The sequence below is a fragment of the Sphingopyxis sp. CR5 genome, assembly GCF_059693785.1.
In genome coordinates, this window is record NZ_JCATIE010000003.1 from 136,490 (window position 1) to 154,250 (window position 17,761).

The following is a 17,761-nucleotide window of genomic DNA, read 5'->3' on the forward strand; positions in this document are numbered from 1 at the left end:
TGTGCTGGCATAGCGCGGGCGGCATGACTCTGATCCTGGCCCTCCTCGCCGGCATGGCCGCGCCCGCCGCGACGACGGCGCCCGTCGACCCGCCGCCGGCGGTGGCCCGGCCCGCCGTTGCCCGCTGTGGATACCGGATCGTCCACAGCTATCCACATGACGCGTCGAGCTTTACCCAGGGACTCTTCTGGCACGACGGCCATCTTTATGAAGGCACGGGGCAATATGGACGCTCGCGCGTCGCCCGCCTCGACCTCGACACCGGCAAGGCGCTTGCCCAGACACCGCTCCCCGCCGATCAGTTCGGCGAGGGTATCGTGCGCTGGGGCAAGCAGATCATCGGCGTCACCTGGCGCAGCGGTATCGGCCACCGCTGGCGGCTCCGGGACCTGAAACCGCTCGGCAGCTTTCGCTATGCGGGCGAAGGGTGGGGGGTGACGATGCTCGGCGACCGGCTGGTGCTCAGCGACGGAACGCCCGACCTGCGCTTCTTCGATCCCGCGACGATGACCGAGACCAGGAGAGTCGGGGTGACCTTTGCCGACCGCCCGCTCGCCATGCTCAACGAGCTTGAAACGATCGACGGCGAAATCTGGGCCAATGTCTGGATGACCGACGCCATCGTGCGCATCGATCCCGACGGCGGTGCGGTGCGCGCCGTCATCGACCTGACGGGGCTCAGGCAGGACGCCGGCGTTTCCGGCTCCGACAGCGTGCTGAACGGTATCGCGTGGGACGCCAAGGCCAGGCGGCTGTTCGTTACGGGCAAATATTGGCCCAAACTCTACGAGATTGCACTGACCGGCTGCTAAGGATCCTAGCGACGCAGCGCATCGGACATGCGCGCCGCCGCCGCGTCATAGACCCGTGATTTCAGGCCTTCGGTCACCTCGGCCGGGCTGCGATCGGGGTGGCCGCCGGGAAATGGGGGCGCCGGATCATATTCGATCGCGAGCTGGATGGCCTGCGCCACCGCATCGCCCTTCAGCCGCGCTATCAGCGTCAGCGCGAAATCAAGCCCGCTGGTCACGCCGCCGCTCGTGACGAGGTGGCCGTCCTCGACGACACGCCCGGACGCGGGATGCGCACCGACGAGGGGCAACAGATGGGTATAGGCCCAATGCGTCGTCGCGCGCTTGCCCTTGAGCAGCCCCGCGCGGCCGAGCAGGAAAGCGCCTGTGCAGACGCTCGTCACCCACTTGGCGCCGGCGGCTTGCGCCACGATGAAGTCGATGGTCGCGGCATCGCCCAACGCCTCGGCCACGCCATGGCCCCCGGGGATGCACAGTATGTCGGCCTTGGGGCAGCTTGCGAAATCATGGGTCGGCAGAATCGCGAAGCCGCTGTCGGTCGCGATCGGTTCGACACGCGCCGCCGCGGCGGCCAGGCTGGCGCCCGGCATGCGGCTCAACGCTTGGGCGGGCGCGGTGAAGTCGAGCTGGGTGATGCCGGGAAACAGCAGGAAGACGATCTGGGTCGGCTGGGCGTCGGGCATAGGGATGGTCCTTTCCGGAGCGGTGGATCACCCAGGCGCACGGCTTTTGCGGCGGATCGCCGGCCCCGCTCCCCGATGGGGCTCCATCTTGCAGCGCCAGTCGCGGGACAGGGCGGTGTTTACCGCGCCGCGTGCCCCAGGTCCAGAGTCAGGACTCTATTCGGGCGCGCCGGCGCCATCGGCGTCGGGTTCGGCCGGGTCGTCCGCTCTCGCGCTCTGCCGACTTTCGAGCATTTCGGCCGCCTCGTCGAGCGCCTTGGCTTCGCTAACCGTCACGCCGCCGGGGCCGGGCTCGTTATCGGTCCGGCTGCATGCGGCGAGGAGGAGGGCCGCCGCCGAGCCTGCTGCAATGATCCACCCGTTGCTCGTCATCGCTGGTACTCGCATGAAAAGGGGCTCCATCCCACGCGGAATGAAGCCCCCTGTTTCCGGTTGCGCGCCGCGGCGCGCAAGACCCGATTACTGATCGTTGGCTTCGGCCTTGGCCGTTTCTTCCTCGATCTTGTCGCCGGCCGCAGCAGCGGCGTCGCCCGCAGCGTTCACGGTGCCTTCGACGGCATTGCCGGCGTCGTCGGCGGCCGCAGCCGTCGCATCGGCGGCATCGGCAGCGCCTTCGGCCATCGCATCGCCGGTGGCGGCGACGTCATTGCCCATGGCGTCAGCGGCTTCCGACGTTTCCTGCTGGGCCTTTTCCGAGCAGGCGGCGAGGCTGAAGGCCGCTGCGGCCATCGAGACGATGATGAACTTGCGCATATGAATTCCTTTCGAATGCCTTTGGTGGCCCTATACCGGCCACTGGGTACCAAGGATTAACTGCGGATGAAGGGCTTGGCAACCGCGCTGACCCCGCCTTCGAGTCAATCCTTTGTTCCAGAATGGAAAAGGGCCGCCGGCACCGTGCCGACGACCCCTTTTTCCTGTGGCTTGAACGCCAGGAAGCAGCAGCTTACTGCTTGGCTTCTTCCATCGCGCCCTTCGCAGCGTCGGTCGCTTCCTGGGCAGCGCCGGCGGCTTCGGCAGCCTTGTCCTGCGCGGTCGCGGCGTCGCCAGCCGAAGCGGCGTCGGCGGCGTCGCCGGCAGCGGCAGCCGCATCGCCAGCGGCGTCGGCAGCACCGGCCGCGGCATCCATCGCACCATCGGCAGCGCCTTCGACGGTCGCGGTGTCTTCGGTGGTCGCGGCCGTGTCGTCGGCAGCCTTTTCGCCGCAGGCGGCGAGGCCGAGCGAAGCGGCGACGACGAGCGACAGAGTGATCGACTTCTTCATGTGGGAATACCCCTCTCGATTGAACTGATCGACCGGCATGCGGATGCGAACCCATTCGACCCGGCAAGGTGCCAATCGCCCCTAGAGCTACAATCTGCCAAAAACGGGTGCAACGCCCTTTTTGGCAATCGCCGGTTCATTTTGTCGCACCCTCTGCACGGACGGGGCGCAAACGGCAGGAAAGGGGGGCGTGTGTCCGGTTGACCCGATATAAAGAATTCTTTATATCCATCTTCCATGACCGAGCTTCTCGACATTTTTCGCGCGCTTGCCGATCCGACGCGGCTGCGAATCGTCGCGCTTCTGCGGGAAATGGAGCTCGCGATCGGCGAACTCGCGGCGGTGCTCGACCAAAGCCAGCCGCGGGTTTCGCGCCATGTCCGTATTCTGGTCGACGCCGGCGTGGTCGAACGGCGGCGCGAGGGGAGCTGGGTTTTCCTCCGCGTCGTGCGCGAGGGGCCCGTCGGCGACGTCCTGGCGCGCGCCGAAGATTGGCCCTTCTCCGTGCGGGAGGCGCGCGTGATCGCCCACGACGCGCGGCGGCTTGCGGCCGTCCGCACCGAACGGGTCGCGGCCGCCGAACGCTATTTCGCCGACCATGCGGCCGAATGGGACGCGATCCGGTCGCGCCACGTCGCCGAAAGCGAAGTCGAGGCGGCCATGCTCGCCATGATGCACAACCGGCGGCTCGGCCATTTGCTCGACATCGGCACGGGAACGGGCCGCATGGCCGAGATATTCGCACCCACGGCGCGCCGTATCACCGCGCTCGATCGCAGCCCTGACATGCTGCGCATCGCGCGGGCCAAGCTCGCCGACCAGCCGGTGCCGATCGACCTCGTCCAAGGGGATTTCCTGGACCTGCCGGTGGCGGATGCCAGCGTCGATACGATCGTCATCCACCAGGCGCTTCATTTCGCGCACGAACCGGACCGGGCGATCGGCGAAGCCGCGCGCGTGCTGCGCGGCGGCGGGCATTTGCTCGTGGTCGATTTCGCACCGCACGAGGATGAGGAGTTGCGCGCGCTCGCGGCGCATGCGCGGCTTGGCTTTTCCGACGCGCAGATCCGCGGCTGGTTCGCTTCGGCGGGCCTGTTGCTCGAAACCGCCCAGACGCTGGAAGGCGGCACGCTGGCCGTGAAGCTGTGGCTCGGCCGCCGGCGTAGCGACGAAGATCAATCGCCGGCCGCCCGCGAAGGCGACGGTTCACGTAAGAGGCTTGCGGCATGACGGCAAATCTGGACTCCATTGCAGAGGCCCGCCGGGCCGCGGCATCCCCGCTCTTTGCGAATCTCGAAGGCGATATCGGCGTCAGCTTCGAATTCTTCCCGCCGAAGACCGAGAAGATGGAAGCGCAGCTGTGGGACACCTTCCACACGCTCGAGCCTTTGAGCCCGCGTTTCGTGTCGGTGACCTATGGCGCCGGCGGGTCGACGCGCGAGCGGACGCATGCGACCGTCGCGCGCATCGCCCGGGAAAGCCGCGTGCCCGCGGCGGCGCACCTGACATGCGTCGAAGCCTCGCGCGCGGAGATCGAAGACGTCGCGCGCGCCTATTGGGACGCCGGGGTGCGCCATATCGTCGCGCTGCGCGGCGACGTGCCCGGCGGTGCGCCCTATCACGCCCACCCCGATGGCTATGCCAATGCCGCCGAGCTTGTGGCGGGCCTCGCCCGAATCGCCCCGTTCGAGCTTTCGGTGGCCGCCTATCCCGAGGTGCATCCCGATTCGGACTGTCCCCAGGCCGACCTCGACAATCTCAAGCGCAAGCTGGACGCCGGCGCGACGCGGGCGATTACGCAATTCTTCTTTTCGCCCGACGCCTTCCTGCGCTTTCGCGATGCGGCGGCGGCGGCGGGCATCGCCGCGCCGATCATTCCCGGTATCCTGCCGGTGACGAACGTGTCGCAGACGAAGCGCATGGCCGACATGTGCGGCACCGCGATCCCGGCGTGGATGGTTTCGCTCTTCGACGGGCTCGACGACCACCCCGCGGCGCGCCAGCTTGTCGCGGCGACGATCGCGGCCGAACTCAGCCGGCGCCTTTACGCGGGCGGGGTGCGCGACTTCCATTTCTACACGCTCAACCGGGCCGAACTCAGCTATGCGATATGCCATTTGCTAGGGATGCGGCCGGTTGCATCGGCAAAGGACCAGGCAGCATGACCAGCGCGCGCAACGCTTTGATGGCGGCAGCAAGGGAGCGCATCCTGCTCACCGACGGCGGCTGGGGGACGCAAATCCAGCTCCGCAAGCTCGGCGAAGCCGACTATGCGGGCTCGCTTGGCCTGTCGCACGACCAGAAGGGCAACAACGACATTCTTGCGCTGACGCGGCAGGATATCGTGAGCGAAATCGGCGAGGCCTATCTGGCGGCGGGGTCGGACATCGTCTCGACCAATACGTTCAGCGCCAACCGGATCAGCCAGGCCGATTATGGGGCCGAGGCGCTTGTCGCCGACATCAACCATGAAAGCGCGAGGCTGGGCCGCAAGGCCGCCGACGCATTCGCCGCGCGGGACGGCCGGCGGCGTTTCGTCGCCGGCGCGGTCGGGCCGACGAACAAGACGCTCTCGCTATCGCCCGACGTCAACAATCCCGGCTATCGAGAGATCGATTTCGACGAACTGAAGGACGTCTATCGCGAACAGGTGGTGGCGCTGGCCGAAGGCGGCGCCGACTTCATCCTGATCGAAACGATCTTCGACACGCTCAATGCCAAGGCGGGGATCGCCGCGACGCTCGAGGCCGAGGCGAAGGTCGGGCGTGAGCTGCCGCTGATGATCTCGATGACACTCACCGACCTGTCGGGACGCAACCTGTCGGGCCACACGGTCGAAGCGTTCTGGTATGCGGTGCGCCACGCGAAGCCGCTGACGGTCGGGCTCAACTGCTCGTTCGGCGCGGCGCAGCTTCGCCCGCATGTGCGCGTGCTCTCCGATCTCGCCGATACGCTGGTGATGGTCTATCCGAACGCGGGGCTGCCCAACGAACTCGGCGAATATGACGAACTGCCCGACACGACCGCGGGGCTGGTGCGCGAGTGGGCCGAACATGGGCAGGTCAACATCCTCGGCGGCTGTTGCGGATCGACACCCGCGCATATCGCCGCGATGGCAAAGGCGATCGAGGGCCTGCCCGCGCGCCATATTCCCGACGTGGCGGTGCGCACGCGGCTGGCGGGGCTGGAGCCCTTCACGATGGCGGCGTGACCAATACACCCCTCCCCTTCAGGGGAGGGGCAGCGAGACTTGCCGGCTTGCCGGCTAGTCGCAGCGGGGGTGGGCATCGAAGCCTCCGCAACCTCGCGACCCCACCCCAACCCCTCCCCTGAAGGGGAGGGGCTTGAAAAGAAGACAATGACCGAAACAACCCTCTCTTCCTCGAGCTTCGTCAACATCGGCGAGCGCACCAATGTCACCGGCTCGGCCGCCTTCAAGCGGCTGATCCTCGCCGACGATTTCACCGCCGCGGTCGAGGTCGCGCGCCAGCAGGTCGAAAATGGCGCGCAGGTCATCGACGTGAACATGGATGAAGGGCTGCTCGATGCCGAGCGTGCGATGACCACTTTCCTGAAGCTGATCGCCGCCGAACCCGACATCGCGCGCGTGCCGGTGATGATCGATTCGTCGAAATGGGACGTGATCGAGGCCGGTCTGAAATGCGTTCCCGGCAAGCCGATCGTCAACTCGATCAGCATGAAGGAGGGGGAGGAGGCCTTCCTCGATCACGCGCGCAAATGCCTGTCCTATGGCGCCGCGGTGGTCGTGATGGCGTTCGACGAGGTGGGACAGGCCGACACCAGGGAGCGCAAGATCGAAATCTGCGAGCGCGCCTACAAGCTGCTCACCGGTATCGGTTTCCCGCCCGAGGACATCATCTTCGACCCCAATATCTTCGCGGTCGCGACCGGGCTCGAGGAACATGACAATTATGCCGTCGATTTCATAGAGGCGGTGAAGGAAATCCGCCTTCGCTGCCCGCACGCCCATTTTTCGGGCGGATTGTCGAACCTGTCGTTCGGCTTTCGCGGCAACGAGACGGTGCGCCGCGCGATGCACAGCGTCTTCCTCTATCATGCGATCCCCGCCGGGCTCGACATGGCGATCGTCAACGCGGGCCAGCTCGACGTCTATGACACGATCGACCCCGAACTGCGCACCGCCTGCGAGGATGTCATCCTCAACCGCAAGGTCGCGGGCGAAGCCGAATCGCCGACCGAGCGGCTGATCGCGCTCGCCGAACGCTACAAGGGCAAGGACGCGGTCCAGGAAAAGGCCGCCGAGGAATGGCGCGGCTGGCCGGTCGAAAAGCGGCTCGAACATGCGCTGGTCAAGGGGATCGACGCGCATGTCGTCGACGATACCGAAGAAATGCGGCTGTTGATGGACCGTCCGATCGAGGTGATCGAAGGGCCGCTGATGGACGGGATGAACGTCGTCGGCGACCTGTTCGGGTCGGGCAAGATGTTCCTGCCACAGGTCGTCAAATCGGCACGGGTGATGAAAAAGGCGGTCGCGCACCTTCTCCCCTTTATCGAGGCGGCGAAGGAGCCCGGCGCGAAAGGCAAGGGCAAGGTCGTGATGGCGACCGTGAAGGGCGACGTCCACGATATCGGAAAGAATATCGTCGGGGTCGTTCTTCAGTGCAACGGCTTCGAGATCGTCGATCTGGGCGTCATGGTGCCCTGGTCGAAGATCCTCGAGGCGGCGAACGAGAATGACGCCGACATGATCGGCCTGTCGGGCCTGATCACCCCCTCGCTCGACGAGATGGTGACGGTGGCCGAAGAGATGCAGCGTGCGGGCATGACCATGCCGCTGCTGATCGGCGGCGCGACGACCTCGAAGGTTCATACCGCGCTGCGCATCGACCCCGCCTATTCGGGGCCGGTGCTCCACGTCCTCGACGCGAGCCGCGCGGTCGGCGTCGCCACCTCGCTCGTCAGCACCACCGGGCGCGACGCCTTCGTCGGCGGCTACAAGAAGGACTACGCGCATATCCGCGATGTGCGCGCGAACAAGGGGCAGAGTGCGTTGGTGCCGATCGCCGACGCGCGCGACAACGGCTTTGCCATCGACGAACATATCCGGCCCTTCCCGCCCGAAAAGCCCGGCATTCATGTGTTCGACGACTGGGACCTCGCCGATCTCGTCGACTGGTTCGACTGGACGCCCTTCTTTCGCGCGTGGGAACTCGCCGGCGTCTATCCCGCGATCCTCGACGACACGGTCGTCGGCGAAAGCGCACGCAATCTTTTTGCCGACGCCCAGGCGATGCTGGCGAAGATCGTCGGCGAAGGCTGGTTGAAGGCGCGGGGTGTCGCGGCATTGTGGCCATGCCGGCGCGAGGGCGACGACGTGATCGTCCATATCGAGGAGGACGAGCGGCATGTCCGCCTTCCCTTCCTGCGGCAGCAGATCGCCAAGCGCGAAGGCCGGCCGAATATGTGCCTTGCCGATTTCGTCAGCCACGACGGCGACTGGATCGGCGGCTTTTCGGTGGCGATTCACGGCATCGAACCGCATCTCGCGCGCTTCAAGGCCGCGCACGACGATTACAGCGACATCCTGCTAAAGGCGCTCGCCGACCGTTTTGCCGAGGCCTTTGCCGAGAGGCTTCACGCGCTCGTCCGGACCGATCTGTGGGGCTATGCGCCCGGCGAGCAACTGACGCCCGAGGCGATCATCAAGGAGGAGTATCGCGGGATTCGTCCGGCGCCCGGCTATCCCGCATGCCCCGACCACAGCCTGAAACCGATCCTGTTCGACCTGCTCGATGCCGGTCGGACGTCGGGTGCGACCCTGACCGAAAGTTTCGCGATGCTGCCGACCGCGGCGGTTTCGGGCTTCTACTTCGGCCATCCCGACGCTAGCTATTTCGGCGTCGCGCGCATCGGCGAGGATCAGCTCACCGACTATGCGGCCAGGCGGGGGGTGGATGTGGAAACGGCAACGCGCTGGCTGCGGCCCAACCTCGATTGATGCGCCGCAGTCTGCCGTGGATCGGGCTCGCCAACGCAGCCCTGATCTGGGCCGCGATCCTGCTGTTTGCCCCGGTCGACTGGGCGCTGGTTCGTGCGCTGTTCTTCCTTCCGCTGGTCGGGGTGATGGGGGCGGTGATCGCGAACACGTCGGGCACCGGCGGCGGGGTGGTTTTCATCCCGGTGTTCAGCATCTTTCGCGAATGGGGCATCCTCGACCTGGCGCCGGTTCAGGTCGCCGCAGCGAGCTTCCTGATCCAGTGCTTCGGCATGACGATGGGCGCAGCGCGCTGGACCGACCGGCTGCTTTGCCAGCCCGCCGATCCCGCGCATCCCCGCGTCGACGGGCGCGACTATGCGCGCATCTGCGTCGTGGTGCTTGCGATCGCGGTGCCCGTCATGCTCGCGACCCAGCGCATGGCGGCCTTCGACCCGCACCGGGTGTTGCTGGGGTTCAAGGGATTTTCGATCCTGTTCGGCAGCGCGCTGCTGATCGCCACGTGGACGATCAACCGTGCTGCGCCCGAACGCACGCGACTGGCCCGGGCCGATCTTGCCGTGCTGGCGTTTCTGGCCGTTCCCGGCGGGTTCGTCACGGCCTTCTTTTCGGTCGGGGTCGGCGAACTCGTCGCGCTATATCTCTTCACGCGCCACTATCCGGTGTTGCTGAGTACCGGCACCGCCTGCGTCATCTCGGCGGTCAGCGTCCTCGCGGGCTCGGTCTGGCACATCGATGCCGGCACCGTGCCGTGGGAGGTGGTGTTGCTCGCCGGGCCGGGCGCCCTCGCCGGCGGCTATCTCGCGCGCCCGATCGCGCTCTGGCTCGGCAGCTTGCGATTGAAGACGCTCGATGGCCTCTGGATCGTCGGGTCCAGCCTCTATCTCATTCTGCTGAACTGGCATTAACGCCCGGTGCCGGCGCTGTCCGATAAAGAGACGGCGCTGCGGTTAACCAGCTTCGTCAGCGACTGGGACCGCACGATCCGCTATAGGGCGCGGCATGATCACGCCCATTCTTCGCCGGCCGCTGTTGCCGCTGCTCGCCCTGCCGTTGCTCCTCGCACCGGTTCCCGCGCCCGCGCAGGCGGGCAATGCGCCCTATGTCGTCGCCGAAAACGGGCGTGGCTATGGACGGTTGCAGGATGCGGTCGACGCGATCGGCGATGGACAGGGGACGATTCGTATCGCGCCCGGCTATCATCGCGACTGCGCGGTCCAGAGCGGCGGCCGCATCGCCTTCGTCGCTGCCGAACCCGGCCGCGCGATCTTCGACGGCGTGACCTGCGAAGGCAAGGCGGCGCTGGTGCTGCGAGGGAATGGTGCGCGCGTCGACGGGATTGTCTTCCAGAACATGCGCGTTCCCGACGGCAATGGCGCCGGGATTCGCCTCGAACGCAGCGACCTCGACGTCGCGAACAGTCTGTTCCGCAGCAGCGAGGAAGGGATATTGACCGGCGACGATCCACAGGCGTCGCTGACGATCGACCGCTCGACCTTTTCGCGCCTCGGACGCTGCGACCGCGGGCTCAGCTGCGCGCATAGCGTCTATACCGGCGCCTATGGACAGGTGACGGTCACCAACACGCGCTTCGAAAAGGGGAGCGGCGGCCACTATCTGAAAACGCGCGCCGCGCGCGTCGATGTCGAGGACAACAGCTTCGACGATAGCCAGGGCAAGGCGACCAACTACATGATCGACCTCCCTGCGGGTGCCACCGGCCGCATCGCGAACAACCTGTTCGTACAGGGCCGCGACAAGGAAAATCATTCGGCGTTGATCGCGGTCGCGGCCGAAGGGCAACAGAATAGCTCGGCCGGCTTGTCGATCGCGGGCAACCGCGCGCGCCTTCCCGAAGGCATCGGGCGCAAGTCGGTGTTCGTCGCCGACTGGAGCGGCGACCGTCTGGCGATCGGCCAGAACGACCTCGGCGAGGGGCTGACCCGCTTCGAGCGGCGCTAGTCGGCTAGGCTTCGCCGCGCGTTTCGATCAGCGAAGCGGCGAGGGCTTCGGACGGGGACTTGCCGCCCCACAGGACGAACTGGAACACCGGATAAAAGCGTTCGCACTCGTCGATCGCGCTTTCGATCAGCGTTTCGGCGAGGTCGAGCGACAGCGCCGCGTCGCTGCCGAGCAGCATGCCGTGGCGGAACAATATTGTCCCGCTGTTCGACCATAGCTCGAAATGGCCGAGCCAGAGCTGTTCGTTGATCAATGCCAGTGCTTCGTGGGCGACGCTGCGCTTGTCTTCGACGACGCGGATGTCGGGGAACGCGAGCATCTGGATCACCCCGTCGTCGGGGCGCCAGACGGCGCGCAATTCATAGGTCGTCCAGCTACCCTGGGCGGTCGCGACAATCTCGTCCTCGCCAACCATCTCGTGCGGCCAGTCGTGCGCCCCGAAATAGGACGCCAGCATGTCCATCGGCGCGGCTTCCTGATTGTCGTCGTCGTAGATATCGTCGCTCATGGCGCGCGCCTTAGCCCGAAACGGCCGGTCATGCGAGTCCGCGCCCCCGCATCGCGGGGGAGCGTCCTGTGGATATCGTCGATCGTCGCCTCAGACCTTGGGCTTACGCGGCGCCGGTTTCGCAACAGGTTTTGTCGGGGTTTTCGCGGCCGCTGGCTTGGGTTTCGCGGTAGCTTCGAGCTTGTCGAGGCGCGCCTTCAACGCGTCCGCTTCGGCGCGTGCCTTTGCGGCCATTTCCTTCACTGCCTCGAACTCCTCGCGGCTGACGAAGTCCATGCGTCCGATAAATTCCTTGGCCCGCTCGCGCATGGCCGCCTCGGCCTCGCGGCTCGCGCCGGCGACGGTTCCGGCGATGCCGTTCACCATCTTGGCGAAATCGTCGAAGATCCGGTTCTCGCTCTGCATCGTGAATAATCCTTCGTGGGGATGATCCCCTTGTCCCTTATCCTATCTGGGTGCTCGCCGCTGCGGGAACAAGGGTCTCGGCGTCGGGGTTTCGCTGGTCGATCTGGAAATTGAGGATCGTCGCGAAACTCAACCACAGCATATAGGGGACGAGCAGCCACGCCGCCGCCTTGCGGATCGGCGCAAAGGCAAAGGCGGTCGCGATCGTCACCATCAGGATGAAGATGATCAGATAGAGCGCGCTCGAAACCTGGTGCAGGCCGAAGAAAAGCGGCGACCAAGCGAAATTGGCGATCAACTGCACAAAGAAAAGCAGCAGCGCGAAGCCACGCCCCTTGGCGCCGCGCGCGTGCAGGATCATCGCGAGGGCAAGGCCGAGGCATATATAGAGGGCTGTCCAGACCGCCCCGAAAACCCATCCGGGCGGCACGACCGCCGGACGATCGAGCGCCGCGAACCAGCGATTGTCGTAGCCGCTGTTCGACAGGATGCCCATCAGGCTGCCGATCAGGACGATCGCGGGAACCGTTACCAGGGCCCATCGCCAATAGGACATGCGGAGCTGCCCCGGCGTCGCTAATTCGGTCATGCACCTGGTCCTTTGCGCAAGATTCGGTTGTGAGCCGGTGTCGCGATTGAAATCTCTCGCGTCAAGCGGCGGGCGCTTCGGCCGCGATCAGGAATTCGACATTGCCTTCGGGGCCGGTGATCGGGCTTTCGACCAGATCGACGACCCGCCAGCCTTCGCCCTCGATCCAGCTCCCGACCTCGCTGCACACGCGGGCATGCACGGCGGCATCGCGTACGACCCCCTTTTTCCCGACTTCGTGCCGGGCCGCCTCGAACTGCGGCTTGACCAGGGCCACGAGCCGCGCACCGGGCCTGGCAAAGGACATCGGCACCGGCAGCACCTTCGACAGGGCGATGAAGCTGGCGTCGCAGACGATCAGGTCGACCGGTTCGGGAATATGCTCGGCGGTCAGGATGCGCGCGCTCGTCCGTTCATGGACGACGACGCGGTCGTCCTGCCGCAGCGTCCACGCAAGCTGGTTGGTTCCCGAATCGACCGCATAGACGCGCGCCGCGCCGCGGCTCAGCAGCACGTCGGTAAAGCCGCCGGTCGACGATCCGACGTCGATTGCGACCGCCCCCGCGACGTCCCAGCCCAGATGCGTCAGCGCATGGTCCAGCTTGATGCCGCCGCGCGACACCCAGGGATGGTCGCGGCCCTTGACGCTGATCTCGGCATCGGGGGCGAGTTGCTGTCCCGCCTTGTCGATCTTGCGATCGCCGACGAAGGCAAGTCCCGCGAGAATAAGCGCTTGCGCCCGCGTCCGGCTTTCCGCCAGCCCGCGGTCGACGAGAAGCTGGTCGGCGCGCTGCTTTGCCATCAGCGAGCGCCTGCCTTGCCAGCCAACAGCGCCGGGGTCAGGATCTGGGGCAGGATTTCGGGTTTCTCCGCTCCCGGCGCGTACCACAGATACAGCGGCACGCTGTTGCGCCCATGCTCGGCGAGCGTGCGGGTGATCGCGGGGTCGCCGTTGGTCCAGTCGCCGACCAGCGTGATCACTCCGGCCTTGTCGAAGGCCGCTTGCACAGCATCGCGCTCGATTGCGCCCGCTTCGTTCGCCTTGCACGACAGGCACCAGTCGGCCGTGAAATAGACAAAGACAGGCTTCCCACTTGCGCGCGCCTTGGTGAGGGCTTCGGACGAATAGGTACTGGCGTTGGCCGTTGTCGATGCGCTCGCTCCGCCTTCGGACACGATGTAACCCAAGCCCCCGATCAGCAGGGCGGGGAAGACAAGAAGAAGGAGCCCGACACGACCGCGATCCGGGCCCTTCATCCAATGGCGGTACAGCGCGATGAAAAAGGCCGACCCCATCAAGACCGAGATCAGGTCGCTCCAGTCGACGGCCTCGCTCTGTCGCACCAACAGCCACGCCAGCGCGAGCGCGGTCAGGCCCATCGGTATCGCCATCCACTTGCGGAATGTCGCCATCCAGGGTCCCGGTTTGGGCAGGCGCCCCCGCAATGCGGGCACGAATCCGATCGCGAGGAAGGGAAGTGCGAGCCCCAGGCCCAGTCCGCCGAAGATCGGCAAGGCCGCCCAGGCCGGCAAGACCAGCGTCGCGCCGAGCGCCGCGCCGAGCAGGGGGCCGCTGCATGGGGTCGCGACGAACGCGGCGAGCGCGCCCGTCCAGAACCCGCCCGCCGCGCCGTCCTGATTCGCCAGCCTCTGCCCGCTGCCGAAGGAAGGGAGGTCATAAACGCCTGCGAGGTTGAGCGCGATCGCGATCGCCAGCAACAGCAGTACCAGAACGCTCAACGGATGCTGGAGCTGGAAGGCCCACCCCACCTGCTCGCCCGCCGCGCGCAGGCCCAGCAGCACGGCCCCCAGCAGCAGCGCCGTCGCCACCGCGCCGGCGGTATAGGCCAGCGCTTCGACCTTTGCGGCGCGCGGCGTACCGCCCGACCGCGCGAGGCTCAACGCCTTCAGGCTCAGGATCGGAAACACGCATGGCATCAGGTTGAGGATCAAACCGCCCAGAATCGCGCCGCCGAGTGCGGTCCAGAACAGCGAAAGATCGAGTCCGCCTTTGGCGATACCGATCGGATCTCCCGCTTTCGGTACCGCGCCGGGGAGAAAGCGGATCGCCAGCCCGCGCCCGTCGGCGAGCTTGAGCAACGCATCGACATCGCCGGCCGATGCGCCATTGGCGCGCGTTTCGATGATCAGGTCGCTGCCGTTGCGGCTGAACGCTTGCGGGGCGGCATAGTCGGCGACCCCCTGCGTCGCGACGAACAGGTGCGGCGCGTCCAGCGTGGTCGCCGCGGGCAGCGGGACCGCAAAGCGCAGCGCATCGCCCTGGCGTTCCCAGTGCCCGGGGCGGTCGAGCGGCTGAGGCAGTTTCGCGCGCCAGGCATCGAAGCGTGCCCGCGCGGCGTCGGTTATCGCCCCGTCCCCCGCCTTCAGCGCGACCGAGATGACCGCTCGCTCGGGCACACAGACCTTGTCGGTGCAGGCGAGCCAGTCGGCGACGCCCGAGAGCGTCAGGTCGGTCCCCGGTGCGACCGACGGGTCGACGCGGACATCGGCGAGCAGGGCATAGGGATGCTCATAGACATGGTTCATCAGCCCGAAGAGGATCAGCGGCTCGGGCACCGGATAGCGGAATGGACCGATCGTGACCCCTTGCGGCGCGTTCCATTCGACCTGGAGCCCGAATCCGGCGTCGCCGCCGTTGCGCCAATAGCCGTGCCAGCCTTTGTCCGGCGCCATCGTCAGCGCGAGCGTCGTCGAGCCGCCGGGGGCCGGGACCGCCGATTCGACGACGAGTCGGGGGGCGATATGTGTCGGCTGTGCCGCAGCGGGAAAGGCTGCCGCACCAAGGATCGCGAGCAGCAGCAGGATCGCGCGCAACGCCGCTGTCATAATGCCGTCCCGCTTTCCCATCATGGCCGCTTCCACACCCGTCCTTCGTTCGAGGCTTGCCATATAGGCGGGTTTCGCCGAGAGGACAGCCCGCGCCGAACCTCGTGATGGAGAATGACCTCGTGACGCTGAAACACTGGACCGCCGCCTTTGCTGCCGCACTATGCCTGGCCGGCCCCGCTGCGAGCCTCGCCCAGGATACGGCGCCGCCGGTACAAAAGGTTACGGCTGACAGTCCGCCGCCCAAACTTCTCGTGATGATCGCGGTCGATCAATTCTCCGCCGATCTGTTCGCCGAATATCGCAGTCATTTCACCGGCGGGCTCGCGCGGCTCGCGTCGGGCGTGGTCTTTCCGGCGGGCTATCAGTCGCACGGAGCGACCGAAACCTGTCCCGGTCATTCGACGATCCTGACCGGTAATCATCCCGCGCATACGGGTATCATCGCCAATAACTATTACGACCTGTCGGCGGCGCGGGCCGACAAGCTGCTCTATTGTGCCGAGGACGAAACGGTGCCGGGCAGCAGCTCGAGGGATTACGCCGCGTCGGTCAAGCACCTCCTCGTTCCGACGCTCGGCGACTTGATGAAGGACCGCGATCCCAAGGCGCAGGTGGTCTCGGTCGCCGGCAAGGATCGCGCCGCGATCATGATGGGCGGTCACAAGGCCGACGAACTCATGTGGCTGACGCCGAAGGGACTGACCGGCTTTCGCGGCGTGACCCTGTCGCCGACCGCACAGCAGGCAAGCATGGCGATTGCCGCCGCGATCGCCGAACCGCGCCCCGGCCTGACTCTCCCTGCCGATTGCGCGTCGCACGACATTGCGATCCCCGTCGACAAGGGCGGCACGGTCGGAACCGGCCGGCTTGCGCGCGACGCCGGCGATTTCCGCCGCTTCATGGCATCGCCCGAAGCCGACGGCGCCGTCCTCGCGACCGCGGCGGCGCTGCGCCAGGCGCGCAAGATGGGCGAAGGTTCCGGGACCGACCTGCTGATCGTCGGCCTGTCGGCGACCGATTATGTCGGGCACGGCTTCGGCACCGAAGGCAGCGAAATGTGCTTGCAGATGATGGGGCTCGATCGCGAGCTCGGCGATTTCTTCGCCAGGCTCGATGCGACCGGCATCGACTATGAAGTCGCGCTGACTGCCGACCACGGCGGTCACGACATGCCCGAACGCAACCGCCAGAACGCCTGGCCTGGCGCGCAGCGCGTCGATCCCGCGCTCGATGCCGTTGCGATGGGCAAGGCGGTCGCCGACGAGCTCGGTCTGCCGCAGCCGCTTCTCTATGGCGATGGCCCCTTCGGCGACATGTATCTCGCGAAGACGCTGACCGCGGACCAGCGCAAGGCGGCGCTGGCCGCGCTCGTCGCCCGGTACCGCGCGCATCCGCAGGTCGAAGCCGTGGTTACCGGAGAGGAACTGGCGCAATGGCCTATCTCGAAACGCGCACCGGACGTCTGGTCGTTGATGGACAAGTTGCGTGCATCTTATAATGCCGCGCGGTCGGGCGACTTCGTCGTCGTGCTGAAGCCGCGCGTCACGCCGATCCCCGAATCGTCGGTCGGGCGCGTCGCGACCCATGGTTCGGTCTGGGATTACGACCGGCGCGTGCCGATGCTGTTCTGGCGCAAGGGAATCTCGGGTTTTGAACAACCCAATGCGGTGATGACGGTCGATATCCTGCCGACCCTGGCCGCCCAGATCGGCCTGCCGGTCGACAAGACGAAGATCGACGGCCGCTGTCTCGACCTGTTGTCGGGACCCGGCGACAGTTGCCGATAGGATATGGAAAGAAAAGAACGGGACGATGACGAAAACTTTGGGGACCTTTGCTGGCCGCTTGCTCCTGGTGGGTTGCGGAAACATGGCTGGCGCGATGCTCGATCGCTGGCTGGCGGCGGGGCTCGATCCCGCGCAGGTCGCGATCGTCGACCCTGCCGCCGCGCCGCGCGCAGGGGTGACGCAGCATAGCTCGCTCGCCGACTGGCGCGACGCGGGCGGCAGCGCCGACTGGATCATGCTCGGCATGAAGCCGCAACAGCTGGCGGAGGTCGCCGTGGACTTGGCGCCGGTGGCGGCTGGGGACGTCCACCTGCTCTCGATTCTCGCGGGTGTCTCGCTCGCCGACCTCGCGGCGCGCTTTCCCGACGCAAGGGCGCAGGTCCGCATCCTGCCCAACCTCGCGGCGCGGATCGGTGCCGGCGTCTCGGCGGTGGCCGCGCTTGGCGATGCCGATGCAAAGGCGATCGACCGTTTGCTGAAACCGCTGGGGCAGGTCGTCGCACTGGACGACGATTCGACGATGGACCTGGTCACCGCCTTCACCGGCAGCGGTCCCGCCTTCGTCTTTCACCTGATCGAATCCTATGCCGCCGCGGGTGAGCGGCTCGGGCTTTCGGCGGACGAGGCGCTCAAGCTCGCCAACGCGACCTTTGGCGGCGCGTCGGCGCTGCTCGCCGACAGCGGAGAAAAGCCGGGTGTGCTGATCGCACAGGTCGCGAGCAAGGGGGGCACCACGCAAGCCGGGCTCGACGTGCTCGACGAGGGTGGCGAACTCGTCGCGCTGATGACCAACGTACTGCGCGCCGCGCGCGATCGCGGGCGCGAACTGGCAGAGCTGGCGCGCGGCGAGGGCTAGGGTCAGGACCCATTAATTCCACGTTCGAGGCGTCGAAATGGCGAAGATATCGGGCTTGGGCGGGT

At 66.6% G+C, this 17,761-nt stretch carries 18 protein-coding genes and 1 riboswitch; of the genes, 9 read left to right on the forward strand and 9 right to left on the reverse strand.

All coding sequences use genetic code 11. The features are described from left to right. Positions 1–23 precede the first annotated feature (23 nt). Positions 24–812, forward strand: a complete 789-nt coding sequence (locus AC58D2_RS05560) for a glutaminyl-peptide cyclotransferase (RefSeq protein ID WP_497388117.1) — start codon at positions 24–26, stop codon at positions 810–812. 5 nt (positions 813–817) lie between these two features. Here the strand turns inward: AC58D2_RS05560 and AC58D2_RS05565 are convergent, their stop codons facing one another. From AC58D2_RS05565 to AC58D2_RS05580, 4 genes are all read right to left on the reverse strand, one after another. Further along, positions 818–1,495: a DJ-1/PfpI family protein gene (locus tag AC58D2_RS05565; RefSeq protein WP_497388119.1), complete on the reverse strand. Its 678-nt coding sequence runs from the start codon at positions 1,493–1,495 to the stop codon at positions 818–820. A gap of 22 nt (positions 1,496–1,517) precedes the next feature. After that, a riboswitch (ZMP/ZTP riboswitch) is annotated at positions 1,518–1,609 on the reverse strand. 42 nt (positions 1,610–1,651) lie between these two features. Continuing rightward, positions 1,652–1,882: a hypothetical protein gene (locus tag AC58D2_RS05570; protein ID WP_497388121.1), complete on the reverse strand. Its 231-nt coding sequence runs from the start codon at positions 1,880–1,882 to the stop codon at positions 1,652–1,654. A gap of 72 nt (positions 1,883–1,954) precedes the next feature. After that, the gene (locus AC58D2_RS05575; RefSeq protein ID WP_497388123.1) at positions 1,955–2,248 is read right to left on the reverse strand and encodes an entericidin EcnAB; all 294 of its coding nucleotides are present in this window, start codon (positions 2,246–2,248) and stop codon (positions 1,955–1,957) included. 193 nt (positions 2,249–2,441) lie between these two features. Continuing rightward, positions 2,442–2,759: a hypothetical protein gene (locus tag AC58D2_RS05580; RefSeq protein ID WP_497388125.1), complete on the reverse strand. Its 318-nt coding sequence runs from the start codon at positions 2,757–2,759 to the stop codon at positions 2,442–2,444. 237 nt (positions 2,760–2,996) lie between these two features. Here AC58D2_RS05580 and AC58D2_RS05585 point away from each other — a divergent pair, with 237 nt between their 5' ends. From AC58D2_RS05585 to AC58D2_RS05610, 6 genes are all read left to right on the forward strand, one after another. Next, positions 2,997–3,989 carry an ArsR/SmtB family transcription factor gene (locus AC58D2_RS05585; RefSeq protein WP_497388127.1) on the forward strand — a complete coding sequence of 331 codons (993 nt, stop codon included), beginning with the start codon at positions 2,997–2,999 and terminating at the stop codon, positions 3,987–3,989. Continuing rightward, positions 3,986–4,924 carry a methylenetetrahydrofolate reductase [NAD(P)H] gene (metF, locus tag AC58D2_RS05590; protein WP_497388129.1) on the forward strand — a complete coding sequence of 313 codons (939 nt, stop codon included), beginning with the start codon at positions 3,986–3,988 and terminating at the stop codon, positions 4,922–4,924. Before AC58D2_RS05585 ends, metF begins: the two co-directional genes overlap by 4 nt. Then, positions 4,921–5,970, forward strand: coding sequence for a homocysteine S-methyltransferase family protein (locus AC58D2_RS05595; RefSeq protein ID WP_497388131.1), 1,050 nt, complete (start codon positions 4,921–4,923; stop codon positions 5,968–5,970). Before metF ends, AC58D2_RS05595 begins: the two co-directional genes overlap by 4 nt. Positions 5,971–6,117: 147 nt before the next feature. After that, positions 6,118–8,742 carry a methionine synthase gene (gene metH, locus AC58D2_RS05600; RefSeq protein WP_497388133.1) on the forward strand — a complete coding sequence of 875 codons (2,625 nt, stop codon included), beginning with the start codon at positions 6,118–6,120 and terminating at the stop codon, positions 8,740–8,742. Then, positions 8,742–9,647 carry a sulfite exporter TauE/SafE family protein gene (locus tag AC58D2_RS05605; RefSeq protein ID WP_497388135.1) on the forward strand — a complete coding sequence of 302 codons (906 nt, stop codon included), beginning with the start codon at positions 8,742–8,744 and terminating at the stop codon, positions 9,645–9,647. The genes metH and AC58D2_RS05605 overlap by 1 nt, the downstream gene beginning before the upstream one ends. A 94-nt stretch (positions 9,648–9,741) precedes the next feature. Beyond that, complete coding sequence (locus tag AC58D2_RS05610) at positions 9,742–10,701, forward strand: right-handed parallel beta-helix repeat-containing protein (RefSeq protein ID WP_497388137.1); 960 nt, start codon at positions 9,742–9,744, stop codon at positions 10,699–10,701. Positions 10,702–10,705: 4 nt separating this feature from the next. Here AC58D2_RS05610 and AC58D2_RS05615 read toward each other — a convergent pair whose 3' ends face one another. From AC58D2_RS05615 to AC58D2_RS05635, 5 genes are all read right to left on the reverse strand, one after another. After that, positions 10,706–11,209 (reverse strand): type III secretion system chaperone family protein, encoded by a 504-nt coding sequence (locus AC58D2_RS05615; protein ID WP_497388139.1) that lies wholly within the window; start codon positions 11,207–11,209, stop codon positions 10,706–10,708. A gap of 90 nt (positions 11,210–11,299) precedes the next feature. Further along, a complete protein-coding gene (locus tag AC58D2_RS05620) occupies positions 11,300–11,614 on the reverse strand; it encodes an accessory factor UbiK family protein (protein ID WP_497388141.1) in 315 nt (104 codons plus the stop codon). Positions 11,615–11,651: 37 nt separating this feature from the next. Beyond that, the gene (locus tag AC58D2_RS05625; RefSeq protein ID WP_497388143.1) at positions 11,652–12,203 is read right to left on the reverse strand and encodes a TspO/MBR family protein; all 552 of its coding nucleotides are present in this window, start codon (positions 12,201–12,203) and stop codon (positions 11,652–11,654) included. A gap of 61 nt (positions 12,204–12,264) precedes the next feature. Then, on the reverse strand, positions 12,265–13,005 hold the full coding sequence (locus AC58D2_RS05630) for a TlyA family RNA methyltransferase (RefSeq protein ID WP_497388145.1): 741 nt from the start codon (positions 13,003–13,005) through the stop codon (positions 12,265–12,267). Then, positions 13,005–15,074 carry a protein-disulfide reductase DsbD family protein gene (locus AC58D2_RS05635; protein WP_497388147.1) on the reverse strand — a complete coding sequence of 690 codons (2,070 nt, stop codon included), beginning with the start codon at positions 15,072–15,074 and terminating at the stop codon, positions 13,005–13,007. The genes AC58D2_RS05630 and AC58D2_RS05635 overlap by 1 nt, the downstream gene beginning before the upstream one ends. Before the next feature lie 83 nt (positions 15,075–15,157). Between AC58D2_RS05635 and AC58D2_RS05640 the strand changes: the two genes are divergently transcribed. After that, positions 15,158–16,840, forward strand: coding sequence for an alkaline phosphatase family protein (locus tag AC58D2_RS05640; RefSeq protein WP_497388149.1), 1,683 nt, complete (start codon positions 15,158–15,160; stop codon positions 16,838–16,840). Between the two features lie 25 nt (positions 16,841–16,865). Next, positions 16,866–17,696 carry a pyrroline-5-carboxylate reductase gene (gene proC / locus AC58D2_RS05645; RefSeq protein WP_497388151.1) on the forward strand — a complete coding sequence of 277 codons (831 nt, stop codon included), beginning with the start codon at positions 16,866–16,868 and terminating at the stop codon, positions 17,694–17,696. Positions 17,697–17,761 lie beyond the last annotated feature (65 nt).

What these genes read in the sequence shown, in the direction of transcription:
- AC58D2_RS05640 (WP_497388149.1), top strand. Translation starts at nt 15,158, where the DNA reads ATGGAGAATGACCTCGTGACGCTGAAACACTGGACCGCCGCCTTTGCT.
- AC58D2_RS05560 (WP_497388117.1), top strand. Translation starts at nt 24, where the DNA reads ATGACTCTGATCCTGGCCCTCCTCGCCGGCATGGCCGCGCCCGCCGCG.
- AC58D2_RS05570 (WP_497388121.1), bottom strand. Translation starts at nt 1,882, where the DNA reads ATGCGAGTACCAGCGATGACGAGCAACGGGTGGATCATTGCAGCAGGC.
- AC58D2_RS05635 (WP_497388147.1), bottom strand. Translation starts at nt 15,074, where the DNA reads ATGATGGGAAAGCGGGACGGCATTATGACAGCGGCGTTGCGCGCGATC.
- AC58D2_RS05620 (WP_497388141.1), bottom strand. Translation starts at nt 11,614, where the DNA reads ATGCAGAGCGAGAACCGGATCTTCGACGATTTCGCCAAGATGGTGAAC.
- AC58D2_RS05580 (WP_497388125.1), bottom strand. Translation starts at nt 2,759, where the DNA reads ATGAAGAAGTCGATCACTCTGTCGCTCGTCGTCGCCGCTTCGCTCGGC.
- AC58D2_RS05565 (WP_497388119.1), bottom strand. Translation starts at nt 1,495, where the DNA reads ATGCCCGACGCCCAGCCGACCCAGATCGTCTTCCTGCTGTTTCCCGGC.
- AC58D2_RS05595 (WP_497388131.1), top strand. Translation starts at nt 4,921, where the DNA reads ATGACCAGCGCGCGCAACGCTTTGATGGCGGCAGCAAGGGAGCGCATC.
- AC58D2_RS05575 (WP_497388123.1), bottom strand. Translation starts at nt 2,248, where the DNA reads ATGCGCAAGTTCATCATCGTCTCGATGGCCGCAGCGGCCTTCAGCCTC.
- AC58D2_RS05585 (WP_497388127.1), top strand. Translation starts at nt 2,997, where the DNA reads ATGACCGAGCTTCTCGACATTTTTCGCGCGCTTGCCGATCCGACGCGG.
- AC58D2_RS05605 (WP_497388135.1), top strand. Translation starts at nt 8,742, where the DNA reads ATGCGCCGCAGTCTGCCGTGGATCGGGCTCGCCAACGCAGCCCTGATC.
- proC (WP_497388151.1), top strand. Translation starts at nt 16,866, where the DNA reads ATGACGAAAACTTTGGGGACCTTTGCTGGCCGCTTGCTCCTGGTGGGT.
- AC58D2_RS05615 (WP_497388139.1), bottom strand. Translation starts at nt 11,209, where the DNA reads ATGAGCGACGATATCTACGACGACGACAATCAGGAAGCCGCGCCGATG.
- AC58D2_RS05630 (WP_497388145.1), bottom strand. Translation starts at nt 13,005, where the DNA reads ATGGCAAAGCAGCGCGCCGACCAGCTTCTCGTCGACCGCGGGCTGGCG.
- metF (WP_497388129.1), top strand. Translation starts at nt 3,986, where the DNA reads ATGACGGCAAATCTGGACTCCATTGCAGAGGCCCGCCGGGCCGCGGCA.
- AC58D2_RS05610 (WP_497388137.1), top strand. Translation starts at nt 9,742, where the DNA reads ATGATCACGCCCATTCTTCGCCGGCCGCTGTTGCCGCTGCTCGCCCTG.
- AC58D2_RS05625 (WP_497388143.1), bottom strand. Translation starts at nt 12,203, where the DNA reads ATGACCGAATTAGCGACGCCGGGGCAGCTCCGCATGTCCTATTGGCGA.
- metH (WP_497388133.1), top strand. Translation starts at nt 6,118, where the DNA reads ATGACCGAAACAACCCTCTCTTCCTCGAGCTTCGTCAACATCGGCGAG.